Source organism: Catenulispora sp. GP43 (genome assembly GCF_041260665.1).
Classification (GTDB): Bacteria; Actinomycetota; Actinomycetes; order Streptomycetales; family Catenulisporaceae; genus Catenulispora.
Genome location: NZ_JBGCCT010000030.1, coordinates 109590 through 123348, shown reverse-complemented (window position 1 = coordinate 123348; position 13759 = coordinate 109590). Strand labels below are relative to the sequence as shown.

General features: G+C 72.2%; 13 protein-coding genes. 7 read left to right on the top strand and 6 right to left on the bottom strand.

Features of this window, described 5'->3' with window-relative positions; genetic code table 11:
- Positions 1-4: 4 nt before the first annotated feature.
- Complete coding sequence (locus ABH926_RS41830; RefSeq protein WP_370371969.1) at positions 5-1219, bottom strand: glycosyltransferase; 1215 nt, start codon at positions 1217-1219, stop codon at positions 5-7.
- Positions 1220-1282: 63 nt separating this feature from the next.
- Positions 1283-2143 (bottom strand): glycosyltransferase family 2 protein, encoded by an 861-nt coding sequence (locus ABH926_RS41825; protein ID WP_370371967.1) that lies wholly within the window; start codon positions 2141-2143, stop codon positions 1283-1285.
- A gap of 73 nt (positions 2144-2216) precedes the next feature.
- On the opposite strand from ABH926_RS41825, the gene ABH926_RS41820 reads away from it, so the two are divergent.
- Both ABH926_RS41820 and ABH926_RS41815 read left to right on the top strand, forming a co-directional pair.
- On the top strand, positions 2217-3332 hold the full coding sequence (locus tag ABH926_RS41820; RefSeq protein WP_370371965.1) for a glycosyltransferase family 4 protein: 1116 nt from the start codon (positions 2217-2219) through the stop codon (positions 3330-3332).
- On the top strand, positions 3316-4284 hold the full coding sequence (locus tag ABH926_RS41815) for a glycosyltransferase family 2 protein (RefSeq protein WP_370371963.1): 969 nt from the start codon (positions 3316-3318) through the stop codon (positions 4282-4284). Before ABH926_RS41820 ends, ABH926_RS41815 begins: the two co-directional genes overlap by 17 nt.
- Positions 4285-4296: 12 nt before the next feature.
- On the opposite strand, the gene ABH926_RS41810 is transcribed toward ABH926_RS41815, so the two are convergent.
- The 4 genes from ABH926_RS41810 to ABH926_RS41795 all read right to left on the bottom strand — a co-directional run bounded on the left by ABH926_RS41810 (position 4297) and on the right by ABH926_RS41795 (position 7805).
- Entirely contained in the window at positions 4297-5037 is a 741-nt protein-coding gene (locus ABH926_RS41810) for a PHP domain-containing protein (protein WP_370371962.1), read from the bottom strand.
- A complete protein-coding gene (locus ABH926_RS41805; protein ID WP_370371960.1) occupies positions 5034-6173 on the bottom strand; it encodes a hypothetical protein in 1140 nt (379 codons plus the stop codon). Before ABH926_RS41805 ends, ABH926_RS41810 begins: the two co-directional genes overlap by 4 nt.
- Before the next feature lie 187 nt (positions 6174-6360).
- Positions 6361-7032 carry a polysaccharide deacetylase family protein gene (locus ABH926_RS41800; protein WP_370371958.1) on the bottom strand — a complete coding sequence of 224 codons (672 nt, stop codon included), beginning with the start codon at positions 7030-7032 and terminating at the stop codon, positions 6361-6363.
- Positions 7029-7805 (bottom strand): glycosyltransferase family 2 protein, encoded by a 777-nt coding sequence (locus ABH926_RS41795; RefSeq protein ID WP_370371956.1) that lies wholly within the window; start codon positions 7803-7805, stop codon positions 7029-7031. The genes ABH926_RS41800 and ABH926_RS41795 overlap by 4 nt, the downstream gene beginning before the upstream one ends.
- A 411-nt stretch (positions 7806-8216) precedes the next feature.
- On the opposite strand from ABH926_RS41795, the gene ABH926_RS41790 reads away from it, so the two are divergent.
- From ABH926_RS41790 to ABH926_RS41770, 5 genes are read left to right on the top strand one after another with little or no spacing between them, the layout of a single operon-like run.
- The gene (locus tag ABH926_RS41790) at positions 8217-9614 is read left to right on the top strand and encodes a sugar transferase (protein ID WP_370372001.1); all 1398 of its coding nucleotides are present in this window, start codon (positions 8217-8219) and stop codon (positions 9612-9614) included.
- A gap of 2 nt (positions 9615-9616) precedes the next feature.
- A complete protein-coding gene (locus tag ABH926_RS41785) occupies positions 9617-10693 on the top strand; it encodes a Gfo/Idh/MocA family protein (RefSeq protein WP_370371954.1) in 1077 nt (358 codons plus the stop codon).
- The gene (locus tag ABH926_RS41780) at positions 10690-11784 is read left to right on the top strand and encodes an NAD-dependent epimerase/dehydratase family protein (protein ID WP_370371953.1); all 1095 of its coding nucleotides are present in this window, start codon (positions 10690-10692) and stop codon (positions 11782-11784) included. Before ABH926_RS41785 ends, ABH926_RS41780 begins: the two co-directional genes overlap by 4 nt.
- Positions 11781-12962, top strand: a complete 1182-nt coding sequence (locus tag ABH926_RS41775) for a DegT/DnrJ/EryC1/StrS family aminotransferase (RefSeq protein WP_370371951.1) — start codon at positions 11781-11783, stop codon at positions 12960-12962. The genes ABH926_RS41780 and ABH926_RS41775 overlap by 4 nt, the downstream gene beginning before the upstream one ends.
- A complete protein-coding gene (locus tag ABH926_RS41770) occupies positions 12959-13636 on the top strand; it encodes a NeuD/PglB/VioB family sugar acetyltransferase (protein WP_370371949.1) in 678 nt (225 codons plus the stop codon). Before ABH926_RS41775 ends, ABH926_RS41770 begins: the two co-directional genes overlap by 4 nt.
- The last annotated feature ends 123 nt before the right edge of the window (positions 13637-13759 follow it).

Below are 13759 nucleotides of genomic sequence, written 5' to 3'. Positions count from 1 at the left end.
GTGCTCAGTGGCGCGTCGGGGACACGGCGGCGACGTAGCGGGGCGCATGATGAGGCCACGAATGGTGGGCCTCGAACGTGGCGCGGGCCTCGGCGGCGATCTCGGCACGCGCGGCCGGGGTGTCCTTCAGGAACGCGGCCAGGGCGTCGGCGAAGGCGCGGATGGTCATGTCGGCGGCCTCGTAGGCGTGGCCCGCGGTGAGGCGGACGTTCTCGCGCAGCGGGCGCAGCACGACGGGGATGCCGCGGGCCATCGCGTGGGTGACCTTGTTCATCGCGCAGAAGTGGTTGAAGGGGTTGTCCGGGTCGGGCACGGCCATCGCGTCGATGCGGCCGAGGAAGGTGTCGACGGCGCCGGGGCCCAGCCAGCCGTGGAAGGTCACGAGGTCGTCCAGGCCCAGGCGTGTCGCGGCGGCCCGCGCGGCGGGCAGCGCGGGGCCGTCGCCGGCGACCGCGACGTGGAAGCCGGCGGCGCCGTCGGCGCGCAGGAGGGCGACGGCGTCGAGGAGGTCCGTGAGGCCGTCCTGTTCGCCGACCACGCCGAGGTAGCCGATGGTGAGGTCGGGGTCGAGGCCGGGGCTGGGGCCGGAACTGGACGCCGAGCCAGCTGTTGAGTCGGTCTCGGCGGCTGCCGGCGGCACCTCCGCCGTCCGGATGATCAGCGCGTCGCGCCCGTACCGGCTCAGGATCCGCGCCCGCTGCTCCTCGCTAGGGGTTATCACCACGTCCGCGGTCGTGATCATGCGCTGCTCGGCCGCCAGGAAGAGCGGCGTCAGCCTGCTGAATCCGGCGCGCGACTCGGCCAGCACCGGGACCACGTCCCGCTGGTCGTACACCGTCCGGATGCCGCGCCGGCGGGCCCACCACGCGAGCGGGAACAGCAGGTCGGGAGGGTTGCCGATCTGCAGCACGCGCGGGGTCGTGGCGCGCGAGGAGCGCAGCGCGCCCCGGGCCGCCTCGGCCGCGGCGGCCGCGGTCCACATGCCCTCGGCCGCGGTGGCGAGCGCGCCCTGGCCCTCGAAGGAGCGGAACCGGATCACGTCGATGCCGTCGATCCGCTCGCGTCCGGCCAGGCGTCCTCGGATCGCCGGGCACACCACCGTGACCCGTGCGCCGTCGTCGCGCAGCGCAAGGGCCTGAGACCAGGCGCGCTGGTCGTCGGGCACCGGCAGATTCAACAGCACCAGGACAGCGTGCGGCGTTCGGGTACGTTCCGTCATGGCTTCCCCACCCCCTGTGGGCGAGGCTACCCATGAACCAGAACACTGACACTCTGATCTTGGTCAGCGGCTGGTGTCGTCCCGGTGCCAGGTTCGGTAGTCCTTCGTACGGACCGCGCGCCGGGCGCGTAGCTTGGTGGCGACTGTGAGCACGAGGAACCAGGCGACCTTCGGCGTGGCGCGCACCGGCGAGGCGGCGGCGATCGCCCGCAGGTCGGACAGCGACGTCCGCGCCGATCCCGAAGCCGTGGTCAGCGACGGGTCGTCGGCGGCCTGGAGCGTCGAGACCAGGGCGCGGGTGCGGATCTTGAGCAGCGCCCCGAGCGTCCGCGGCGGGTGCACCACCACGGAGGCCTCCGCCACCACCCGGCGCCGCGCCGGCTCGAAGAGCAGCGAGGCCGCCAGGTCATCGCCGAGCAGCGGCGGCAGCGCGCGCAGCCGTTCCCAGCCCTCGCGCGAGATCCCGACCACGCCGCGCCCGAACAGCCCGTCGCGCACCACCGGGAGTTCGTCCCACACGTCGTAGAACCACCGCACGGTCCACGGCCGCCGCTCGGCGGGCATCGCCCGCGACGGGCCGGCGGCCAGGACGCCCGGATCGTCGAACGCCGCCGCGAGGGCGCGCACGTCCTGCGATCCGAGCTCCACGTCGGCGTCCACGTACAGCCGCGGGAAGCCCTCGGCGTGCTCGTCGGCGAGCCGCATGGCGGCGTGCTTGTCCGCCTGCGGGGAGATCAGCACCTTGACGTCCGCGAACGCGCCGGCGACCTCCGCCGTGTCGTCCGTGCAGCCGTTGGCGACGACCCAGACCTCGAACTCGCCCGGCGCCGCGTCGGCCAGAAGTCCGCCGAGCAGACGTCCGACCACGCTCGCCTCGTTGTGCGCGGGGATGACCACTGACACCACGATTGCCCAGTATCGCATCGGAATCCGCGCGGGTCCTGTCAGGGTTCTAACGCTCTTGTGGGGTTGTTCCCGGCTTTGCGAGCATGGCCCGGTGACGGACGCCCTGGAGCAACCCCGGATCCTGGTCATGGTGTCGGCGGGCTGGTTTCCGCCCTACCTGGAGGAGGTCGCCGAACAGGCGAAGGGCGGGACCCGCTCGAAGGTCTGGCTTTACGACCTGCCCTATGACCTGACGGTCCTCGACCAGCGCTTCCTGACCGGTCCGTCGAGATTGCGCAGGCGGATATACGGCAGGCTGCCGCTCCCGCTGGCGTTCGCCGCCGAAGCCTTCCGCGTGCGCAAGAAGTACGACGCGATCTTCGCCTGGGGCGCCGAGGCGTCGAGCCTGCCACTGGCCCTGGCGCTGCGCTTCACCGGCCGCCGCGGGCGCGCCAAGCTCGTCACGCTCTACAGCTGGATCTCCTCCGGCGCCAAGGCGAAGCTGCTGCGGTATGCCTGGCCGGGGATCACGACCCTGGTCCTGCCGCCGACGGCGCAGGCCGAGTTCGCGGTCAAGCGCCTGGGCGTGCCCGCGGAGCGGATCGTGTCGCCGAAGTGGGTCGTGGACACCGAGTTCTTCGATCCGGATCTGGCCAAGCCCGGGACAGCCGATGAACCGGACACACCGCTGATCTGCTCCGCCGGCCGCGAGAACCGCGACTTCGCCACCCTGATCGCCGCGCTCGACGGCAGCGGCGTGCGCTGCCACATCGCCGGCTCGCTGGTAGCGGGCATGGACGACCGCTGGCGGGCCGAACTCGGCGACCGCGGCGAGCGCGTCGCGCTGCCGGAGGGCGTCACCTTCGGTCCGCTGTCGCCGGTCGAGCTGCGCGACCTGTACGCGCGCTCGCGCTTCGTCGTGCTCCCGCTGCACCCCAGCGACACCGACCACGGGATCAGCTGCATGATCGAGGCCTTCGCGATGGGGCGCGCGGTGGTGTGCACGCGGGTCGACGGCCAGCGTGACGCGCTGGCGGAGGGCGTCAACGGCGCGTTCGTGCCGGCCCATGACGCGGCGGCGCTGCGGGCGCGGATCCTGGAGCTGGTCGCCGACCAGGAACGGACGGAAGCGATGGGCCGCGAGGCGCGGCGGCTGGCCGAGACGGAGTTCGGGATGGCCCGGTGGGTGGCGGAGCTGACGGAGGTGCTCGATGCCGTCGTCCGCTGAGGAACGGTCGTCTGCTGAGGAGCGGTCGTCCGCCGCGGAACTGCCCGGGGCCGTGCTGGTCGTGGTCACGTGGAACAGCGCCGATGTCATGCCCGGGCTGCTGGACTCGCTGGAGTCCGGCATGGCCGGGCTGCGCTGGCGGCTGGTGGTCGCCGACAACGACTCCGCCGACGGGACGGCCGATCTGGTGCGGACGAAGGCCCCGGACGCGCTGCTGGTCCAGACCGGACGCAACGCCGGCTACGCCGCCGCGATCAACGCGGCGCTGGAAGCGGTCGGCCCGCTGGGCAAGGAGACCGACGCCGTCCTGGTCTGCAATCCGGACATCCGGATGCGGCCGGGGTGCGGCGAGGCTTTGGTGCGCGGGCTGGATCTGCCGGGCACCGGGATCACGGCGCCGCTGTTGTACGACGGCACCGGGCGCATGATCAGAACCTTGCGACGTGAGCCGAATCCGTTGCGCCTGCTGGGCGAGATGGTGCTCGGCGCGCACCGGTCGGGACGCTTCGCCGCGCTCGGTGAGCAGGTCGCGGATCCGGAGGCGTACAAGGGCCCGACCCGTGCGGACTGGGTCGCCGGATCGTTGATGGCGTTGTCGCGGGAGTGCGTCGAGGCGTGCGGGCCTTGGGACGAGTCCTTCTTCCTCTACTCGGAGGAGACGGAATACGCGTTGCGGGCGCGGACCCATGGATTGGCGACCCGGTTGGCGCCGGACGCGGTCGCGGTGCATCTGGAGGGCGAGGCGACGGTCTCGCCGAAGCTGTGGACGTTGCTGACGGTGAACCGGGTGCGGCTTTACCGGCGTACGCATAGCGCTCCGGCGGTCGCGGCTTTCTGGGGCGCGCTGCTGTTGCGGGAGGCGTCGCGGGCGTTGCTGGGGCGAGCCAGTAGCAAGGCGGCGGTGCGTGCGTTGGTGAGCCCGGCTCGGCTGCGGGCCAAGCCGGGCCCCTGACAGTTACTTCCTTTACTTTCTTCTATTCAGTGCGGCTCGAACCGTGCGGGCCGCGACGGCGCGCGCGGCTTCGGCCGCTGCCAGCGCCAGGCCGCCGACTCCTGACGTCAGCCGCAGCGCCGAGCGGCTGAACGCCAGCGGCTCGAACCGGCCGTCGCGCAGGGCGTCCTCGACGGTCGTGCGGGACGGCGGTCCGGTGAGCGTCAGCTCCATCGCGAGCGGGAAGAACTGCCGGGCGCCGTGGAAGTCCAGGGCCACGAACGGCGGCAGGCCCAGGCGTTCGGCGTAGGCGCGGGCCTGGCGGTTCGGGGCCCAGCCGTCGTACTTGCGGTTCCAGATCTCCACGGCGGTCAGGTCCTTGGCCCAGGCCGGGTCGAAGCGCCTCCAGGCGTTGCGGCGCCAGGGGTGCGCGAAGACGGCGACGCCGTCCGCCGCGCGGGTGTGGGCCAGGACGTCGGCGATGTCAGGGGTCTGGCTCAGGAACGGGACGTCGCCCCAGACCGGGATGTGGACGACGTTGTCGGCGTCGTTGTACTCCAGGCCGGGGACGACCAGGACGCCGTCTCCCGAGGCTGTGGCGCAGGCCTGGACGTACTCCTCCCACTTGGCTTCGGTGAAGGTACGGCTGTGCTCGCACATCAACAGGACGCTGCGACCGCGCTTGCGGAAGGCGGCGGCCAGGCGGTCGAGAGGCCAGGAAGCGTCGTCGGACCACTCGGAGTGAATGTGCGCTACCGCGCGGACCGTGGTCACGAAGTTCTCCGTCTCATGCGGGCGGCTTGGGCGGACAGGGTCGACCAGGTGTCGCGCCAGAAGACGCGGCGCTCGCCGCGGCGCAGGTTGTACCAGCGGTCAGCGCGGGTCGGGCGCAGGGCGGCCAGCGTCGCGGCGCGCTTCGGCCACGGGCCGGGGTGGTCGGCGATCGGCCCGCGCAGCACGGCGGCCAGGTGGATCAGCTCGCGGCCGAGGTGCCGGCAGACGACGTGCGGGGGCTCGGGATCCGGCGCCTCGGGGACGAACTCCGGCTCGAGCGCCTGCCGGACGGCCCAGACCGGGTAGTCGAAGCCGCGGCGCACGGCCAGCGCCATGCTGCCCCAGGGCCGGCCGTTGACCTCCATGAACCACGGGGTCCCGGCGGTGTCGCGCAGGAGTTCGAGCATGAACATGCCGCGCCAGCCGACCGAGGCCAGCAGCATCTCCGCCCGGGGACGCAGGTCCTCCTCGACCGCGATCGAGCGGCACGCGCTGGAGGCCGAGCCGCGCGGATCGGTCATGCGGACTCGGCGGTGGCCGCTCCAGGCGCGGATGCCGTCCGGGGTCGCGAAACCGAAGACCCCTTCACCGACGCCAGTCAGCAACTGCTGGACCAGCACGGGCCCGGCGAGCTCCTCGGTGGCGCGCGCGATGTCGGCCTCGGTGGCGGCGACCCGGCCGCCGGGACGCAGCAGCCTGCCGTCCCGCTCGACGGCGGCCATCGCGGCCTTGACGACCCAAGGCCCGCCGGCAGTACGCGCCGGAACCGCGAACCCGGCGTCGGCCGCCGCCTCGACCTGCAGCCGCTTGTCGAGCGCGAAGGCGGCGGCCTTGCCGGTGGGCCCGGCCACCGGCAGATCGGTCCGGTCGGCGACCCAGACGGCCAGATCGTCGAGCGGAAGCAGCACGGAGGCGCCGAGGCGCCGGGCGGCGTCGACGACGTCGGCGACGCAGGCCGCGGCATCATCCTCGGGCGCCGTGACCGGCACGACGCGTACCCGGCGCGAGGCGGCCAACGCCGGTGAGCTGCCGCGCCGGGCGAAGGCGAAGACCTCGTGGCCGGCGTCGGCCAGGGACCAGGCGGACTCGATCGCGGCGAAGGCGTCGGCGAAGCCGATGAGGACGCGGGTGGTCATGTGGGGAGGCTCGCTTTCGCGGTGGGGCGGGTATGTCGGATGGCGGCGGTAGCACCGGCAGCACCCGCGCCGGCATCAGCAGCGGACTCGGCGGCAACGGCAGCACCGGCAGCACAGGCAGCACCGGCACCGGCGGCGGCACCGACAGTGCCAGCGGCAGCGGACCCTGTCCCGACCAAAACCCCGCTCACCGCCAAGCCTTCACCATCAGCACCGCCCGATCCGCCGCCCGCCCCGTCGCCGACCGCGGCGCCAGCATCCGCGCCCGCACCGTCTCCGGCGTGTCGTCGGCCTCGACGCTGTAGCGCGGCTGGAGCCAGGCGCCGCTGCGGGCGGGGCGGGCGTCGCTGGTGAACACCGTGCGGTAGCCCGCTTTGCGCAGGGCTTGCAGCACTTTGCGGTCGTAGGCGCCGAAGGGGCAGGCGGCGGTGTCGACCGGGCGGCCGCTGTGTTCGGCGATGCGGCCTCGGGCTTCCTCGAGTTCCTTGATGTGGTCCGTGGCCAGGGCTGTGGTCCAGGGGCGGTGGGCCGCGCCGTGGGTGCCGACGGTCATGCCGGCGGCGGTGAGGTCTCGCAGGGCTCCGGGTTCGAGGTTGCCGGGGGTGCCCAGGCGATCGGCGATCGGGAAGAAGTCGGCTCGCAGGCCGCGCTCCCGCAGGGCCGGCAGGGCGATGGCCGCGTCGGAGGCGTTGCCGTCGTCGAAGCTCAGGCGGACGTTGGGTTGTTCGGCGCAGAAGTCCAGGACGCGCAGGAAGGTCGACTCCGTCACCCAGTAGCGGTGCTCGTCCGGTTCGCGTTCGGGGCCGTCCGGGATTCCGATGCCGTGGAACGAGATGTTCCTCAAATCCGTGGCGCTCATTCGCTCTCCCCCTTGTCGTCTTTGTCCCACTGTGTGTAGAAGCTCGACGGGTTCACCAAGTACCGGACCGTCGGCGACGGCAGGTGGGTGATGCGGTGGCGGCGCGTGAACCGGTACATCATTTCCCAGTCCTCGCGCGGCAGCAGGCCGATGGGCCGCGGCATGCGGCTGAAGATCAATGCTCTGCTGCGTACCGCCACGAAGGCGTTGCAGTCGAGGAACGAGTCCCAGGACGCGCGCTTGCGGTCGAAGGGCACTGACAACACGTCCAGATCGGACCCGTCCGGCAAAACCCGGTGCAATGCGGTGTATACGCCAGACAGGCGCGGGGAATCCATCAGGGTTTTCACTGTCAGGGCCAAATGCTCTGGCTCCCAGATATTGTCGTCGTCCAGAAACGCGACGTAGCGCGATTCCGTCAGCCGTATTCCCACGTTCCGGACCAGGCCGAGGACATGTGAATTCTCGGAAAGCGACACGGTGCGTAGTCGCGGATCGTCCGGAAGTTTGGCCGCTTCCAGCCCGCCTCCGCCGTCGTCCACCACCACCACGACAAAGTCCGACCAGGTCTGCCCCAGTACAGAGTCCACCGCGGCGGCGAGTCCCTCCGGCCGGCGGTAGGTCGGGATCACCACGGCGACCCGTGCCGACAAAAGCGGCGCTACAGCCCGCAGGCGTTTCACTTCTCGGTCCTCGAAGCGACGCATCCGAAGCACACCCGGCCATTTCAAGGTTTTGTTGCGTATCTCAAAGATCACCTGCCATCCGATCATTCGGTTGAGTGTGTCTTTGCCCCAGCGCAGCGCGCTACGCGCCATCCTCATCCCCCCACTCCACCGGCCCGGCTGGGCTTCGGTGGTTGTCCCACAGGCGACCATGTCTGGACACAGTACGTATAACAGCAGAACGACGCTAAGTGTTAGCCATGATAACTCTCCGGTACATCTCGCGCGAAGTATCCCAGCCCACTACCATGCTTTCCGTTCACAAGTGTTCGTGCGGTTACGCAGCGGTCATGGCCGGGGTAGTGCGGGGCGGTAGGCATCGAGCGGTGCGGACGGATTCCGTGGGGGGATTTCGGCATGGCGGTCGGGTCGGGCGTGGAGAGCCCGCTTGTGCGAGTACGTGTCGCACGAGCGAGATCTGGTTATGGCAGGCGCGCCGGTACGGCGCTCCTGGTGGCGATGGACTGGACGTGCGCGACGGCGGCCACATGGCTGGCGGTCCCGGTCCAGGACGACTGGCCGGCGCTGGTCGCCGTGCCTGTCGCGTGGGTCGGTGCCGCTGGTGCGCACCGGCTGTACGAGCGACGGCACGTGGGGCCGGGGACCGAGGAGTATCACAGGATTCTGCGGGCCTGCCTGGCCGCGATGGCAGCGCTGTCGGCGCTGTGCGCGCTGGTCGCCCGCAACGACAGATTGGTGCGTGGGGTGCTGCTGGCAGCGCCCACGGCGGCGGTCGCGTCGCTGTTAGCCCGCAAAGCGTTCCGCGCCTTGCAAGCACGGCACACGGGGCTGGCCTCAAGGCCAGCTCTCTTGGTTGGCAGCGCGATCCAGTGCTCGGCGATGGCCGCGATCCTGCGGCGTGAGCGCTCGGGGCTGCGGGCGGTGGCCTCGTTGGAGGTCGCCGGGCCCGCCGCGCCCGGTGCGCCGTTGACGACGGCCTCGGGGTCGGTGCCGCCGACTCCGCAGGACCCGCTGGACCCGCTGAACGTCGGCACGCTGACCGCGCACGGCGGACCCAGCGACGCCGAGCAGGTCGCGACGGCCTTGGAGGTGACCGGGTGCGAGGTCGTGGTGCTGATGCCCGGCCCGCATCTGGGGGCGGCGGCACTGAGCGGCCTGGGCTGGAGGCTGGCCGGCCTGGGCGCGGACATCCTGGTCGCCCCGTTCCTGAGCGAGATCGCGCCGGCGCGGCTGGCGGTCCGGCGCGACGGCGGCGTCCCGCTGTTCCACGTGCGCGCACCCAAGCTGTCGCGTGGCTCCCGCGTTCCCAAGGAACTCGGCGAGCGGGTGATGGCGGCGATCGGCATCCTGCTGCTGGCGCCGATCTTCCTGGCGGTGTCGGTGGCGATCCTGGTCGGCGACGGCCGTCCGATCTACTTCCGGCAGACCCGCGTGGGCCTGCGCGGGGAGCACTTCGTCCTCTACAAGTTCCGCACCATGTCCAACGGCGCGGCCGCGGCGAAGAAGGAGCTCACACACCTGAACGTCAACGCCGACGGCCTGCTGTTCAAGATGCGGCGGGACCCGCGGGTGACGAAGGTCGGCGCGGTGCTGCGCCGGTACTCGCTGGACGAGCTGCCGCAGCTGCTCAACGTCGTGCGCGGCGACATGGCCCTGGTCGGGCCGCGTCCGCCGCTGCCGGAGGAGGCTGCCAAGTACAGCGAGGAGGTCGGCCGCCGGCTGCTGGTCAAGCCCGGCCTGACCGGGCTGTGGCAGGTCAGCGGCCGCTCCGACCTGGCGTGGGCGGACGCGGTCCGGCTGGACCTGGGATACGTCGAGAACTGGTCGTTGGGCCTGGACGCGGAGATCTTGCTGCGGACCGGCTCGGCCGTCGTCAAGGGCAAAGGAGCGTACTGAGAATGTCGGGGGGATCATCGGCCGCGGAGCGGCCGGGAATCGCTGTTGTCGGCGCCGGGTACTGGGGGCCGAACCTGGTGCGGAACCTCATGGGTTCGCCGGACTGGGACCTGCGCTGGCTGATCGATCTGGACACCGCGCGGGCCGAGAAGGTCGCGGCGCCGTACGCCAGCGTCCGGGTCAGCGGTGCGTTGGACGACGCGCTGTCCGACCCGGACGTCAAGGCGGTGGCGATCGCGACGCCGGCCCGCACGCACCGGGACGTGGCGATGGCCGCGTTGCGCGCCGGGCGGCACGTGCTGGTCGAGAAGCCGCTGGCGGCCACCGAGGCCGAGGGCGCCGAACTGGTCGCCGAGGCCGCCGAGCGCGGCCTGGTGCTGATGTGCGACCACACCTACTGCTACACCCCGGCCGTGCTGGCCATCAGAGAACTGATTCATTCCGGCGAGCTCGGCGAGGTCCACTTCGTCGACTCGGTGCGGATCAACCTGGGGCTGATCCAGCCGGACGTGGACGTCCTGTGGGACCTGGCCCCGCATGACCTGTCGATCCTGGACTTCATCCTCCCGGAGACCGTCAAGCCGGTGGCCGTGGCCGCGACCGGCGCGGACCCGATAGGGGCCGGCCGGACCTGCGTGGCGTACCTGACGCTGTCGCTGTCCTCCGGCGCGATCGCGCACGGCCACGTGAACTGGCTGTCCCCGACGAAGGTGCGCACCACCATCGTCGGCGGCTCCAAGCGCACGCTGGTCTGGGACGACCTGAACCCGGCGCAGCGGGTCAGCGTCTTCGACCGCGGTGTGGACCTGGCCCGGCCCGAGGAGCTCGGCGCCGACCAGCGGCGCGCGGCCCTGGTGTCCTACCGGACCGGGGACATGGTGGCGCCGGCGCTGAACGAGCGGGAGGCGCTGGCGGTGGCGGTCGAGGAGTTCGCCCGCGCCGTGCGCACCGGTACGCCGGCGGCCACCGACGGCCGTGCGGGACTGCGGGTCCTGCGGATCCTCGAGGCCGCCTCGCGCAGCCTCGCCGAGAACGGAGCCCTCGTGGCTGTGAGCGACGACGCCTTGGAGGGCGCATGAGCACCACGCACAACACCGGCGCGGCGGTCGCCCTGGCGGGCAGCCGGGCGCTGGTCACCGGCGGCGCCGGGACGATCGGCTCGCATGTCGTGGACCGGCTGCTGGAGGCCGGCTGCGAGTCGGTGGTCGTGCTGGACAACTTCGTCCGCGGCCGGCGGGCCAACCTGGCCGCGGCGATTCCGGGCGGCCGGGTGCGGATCGTCGAGGGCGACATCCGGGACCGGGACCTGCTCGCCGAGCTGAGCGCCGGCACCGACGTGGTGTTCCACCTGGCGGCGATCCGGATCACGCAGTGCGCCGAGGAGCCGAGGCTGGCCAACGAGGTGCTCGTCGACGGCACGTTCAACGTGCTGGAGGCCGCGGCGGCGGCCGGGGTGAAGAAGGTCGTGGCGTCCTCCTCGGCCTCGGTCTACGGCCTGGCCGAGCACTTCCCGACCGACGAGCGGCACCACAGCTACAACAACGACACCTTCTACGGCGCGGCGAAGGCCTTCAACGAGGCGATGCTCCGCAGTTTCAAGAGCATGTACGGGCTCGACTACGTCGCGCTGCGGTACTTCAATGTCTACGGCCCGCGCATGGACATCCACGGCCTCTACACCGAGGTCCTGATCCGCTGGATGGAGCGCATCGCGGCCGGCACGCCGCCGCTGATCCTCGGAGACGGCACGCAGACGATGGACTTCGTGCACGTCGCGGACATCGCGCGGGCCAACGTCCTGGCGGCGGCCGCGGACCTGACCGACGAGGTCTTCAACGTCGCCTGCGGGGTCGAGACCAGCCTGAACGAGCTGGCCAAGACGCTGCTGGAGGTCATGGGTTCGGATCTGCCGGTGGAGTACGGGCCGCCGCGGGCCGTGAACGGCGTGACCCGGCGCCTGGCCGACATCTCGCAGGCCGAGTCGCGGCTGGGGTTCAAGGCCGAGATGCAGCTGCGTGAGGGGCTGACGGACCTGGTGCAGTGGTGGCGGAGCGAGCAGGAGGCGGCGCCCGAGCCGGCGCCGGTGTCCGGGGTCGCGGCGGCGGCGGTGCGCGCCGCGGCGGCGGCCAAGACGGCCTCCGGGGCCGCGGTCGAAGGAGCTCCCTCATGAGCAGCGCTGTGGTCACCGAGGCCGAAGCCGAGGCCGAGGCGGCGGCGCGCATCCCGGTGATGGTGCCGTGGCTCGGCGAGGAGGAGGCCGAGGCCGCGGCCGAGGCGGTGCGCTCCGGCTGGGTCGCCCAGGGGCCGCGCGTCGCCGAGTTCGAGCGGGCCTTCGCCGCCGAGGTGGGGGCCGCGTACGGCGTCGCCTGCAGCTCGGGCACCGCCGCGCTGCACCTCGGCCTGGTGGCCCTCGGCGTCGGCACCGGCGACGGCGACGAGGTGGTCGTGCCGTCGCTGTCCTTCATCGCGACGGCGAACGCCGCGCGCTACGTGAACGCCGTCCCGGTCTTCGCCGATGTGGACCTCGCGACGGGGAATCTGACCCCTGAGACCGTGGCCGCCGTGCTGACTCCCCGGACCCGCGCGGTGATCCTCGTCCACCAGGGCGGCGTGCCGGCGGACCTGGACGCGCTGCGCGGCCTGTGCCGGGAGCGCGGTCTGGCGCTGCTGGAAGACGCGGCGTGCGCGGCGGGAGTCCGCTACCGGGGCGCTCCGGTCGGGGCCGGCGCGCAGGCGGCGGCGTGGTCGTTCCACCCGCGCAAGCTGCTCACCACCGGCGAGGGCGGCATGGTCACCACCGACGACGCCGAGGCCGCGGCCCGGATGCGGCGCCTGCGCGAGCACGGGATGAACGTCTCGGCCGCCGACCGGCACGCGAGCGCGAAGCCGGTGCTGGAGGCGTATCTGGAGACCGGGTTCAACTACCGGATGACCGACATCCAGGCCGCGGTGGGGCTGGTGCAGCTGCGCAAGCTGGCCCCGACGGTCGCCGAGCGGCGGGAGATCGCGGCCCGGTACCAGCGCGAGCTGGCGGGGATCCCCGGGCTGTCGCCGGTGACGGACCCCGAATACGGCCGGACCAACTACCAGTCGTTCTGGGTCCGGCTGGACGACCGGTTCCCGGTCTCCCGCGACGAGTTGCTGCTCCGGCTGTCCGACGCGGGAGTCTCCGCGCGCCGCGGCATCATGGCCGCGCACATGGAGCCGGCGTACGCGGACGTCAGCACGCCGCGGCTGCCGGCCACCGAGGCGCTGAGCCTGAACTCGCTGATCCTGCCGGTGTTCCACGGCATGACCGCGGCGCAGCAGGACCGTGTCGTGGCCGTCGTGAAGGCGGCCGCCTCGTGACCGAGCTGCGGATCGCGATCGCCGGGGCCGGCGGCTTCGGCCGGGAGACGGCCGAAGCCCTCCGGGACCGGTATCCGGGCTCTGACGTCTTCGCCGGCTTCCTCGACGACGCGCTGCCCGGACTGCCGATCGCCGACCAGGTCCGGGGGCCCATCGACCTGATCCGCTCGCTGCCGGAGGTGCGGCTGGTGGTCTGCGTCGGCAATCCGCGCAACTACTTCGCGCGGGCCCGGATCGTCGAGCGGCTGGGCCTGCCGGACCGGCGGTACGCGACCATCGTGCACCCCTTCGCGCAGCTGTCGCGCAGCTCCACGGTCGGTGCCGGATCGGTGCTGCTGGCCGGGGTGGTCCTGACCGCCGACGCGACGATCAGCCGGCACGTGGCCGTGATGCCGCACGCCGTGGTGACCCACGACGTCGTGGTCCGGGACTACGCGACGCTGGCCTCCGGGGTGAAGCTCGGCGGCGGCGTGGTCGTCGACGAGGGTGCCTACATCGGGGCCGGGGCCATGGTGCGTGAGGGCGTGCGCATCGGGGCCTGGTCGCAGGTGGGCATGGGATCCGTGGTGCTCCAGGACGTGCCGGACCGCGAGGTGTGGGTCGGGAATCCGGCCCGCAAACTCCGGGACGTCGCCCGCCCGGAGTCCTTAGCGCACCGGGCGGCGCTGCGATGAACACGTCGCGGCAAGACGGCGGGGGCGCGATGCCGTGCCCTCGCCGTCACTGTCCCCGCCCCAATTCATCGAACCCTGATTCACTGCGCCGTGCGTGCGGCGCCGTCGACCGGAGGACTGATC

Coding starts and splice junctions, on each gene's coding strand:
- ABH926_RS41790 (WP_370372001.1), top strand. CDS start 8,217: ATGGACTGGACGTGCGCGACGGCGGCCACATGGCTGGCGGTCCCGGTC.
- ABH926_RS41775 (WP_370371951.1), top strand. CDS start 11,781: ATGAGCAGCGCTGTGGTCACCGAGGCCGAAGCCGAGGCCGAGGCGGCG.
- ABH926_RS41785 (WP_370371954.1), top strand. CDS start 9,617: ATGTCGGGGGGATCATCGGCCGCGGAGCGGCCGGGAATCGCTGTTGTC.
- ABH926_RS41800 (WP_370371958.1), bottom strand. CDS start 7,032: ATGAGCGCCACGGATTTGAGGAACATCTCGTTCCACGGCATCGGAATC.
- ABH926_RS41830 (WP_370371969.1), bottom strand. CDS start 1,219: ATGACGGAACGTACCCGAACGCCGCACGCTGTCCTGGTGCTGTTGAAT.
- ABH926_RS41805 (WP_370371960.1), bottom strand. CDS start 6,173: ATGACCACCCGCGTCCTCATCGGCTTCGCCGACGCCTTCGCCGCGATC.
- ABH926_RS41780 (WP_370371953.1), top strand. CDS start 10,690: ATGAGCACCACGCACAACACCGGCGCGGCGGTCGCCCTGGCGGGCAGC.
- ABH926_RS41815 (WP_370371963.1), top strand. CDS start 3,316: ATGCCGTCGTCCGCTGAGGAACGGTCGTCTGCTGAGGAGCGGTCGTCC.
- ABH926_RS41795 (WP_370371956.1), bottom strand. CDS start 7,805: ATGATCGGATGGCAGGTGATCTTTGAGATACGCAACAAAACCTTGAAA.
- ABH926_RS41825 (WP_370371967.1), bottom strand. CDS start 2,143: ATGCGATACTGGGCAATCGTGGTGTCAGTGGTCATCCCCGCGCACAAC.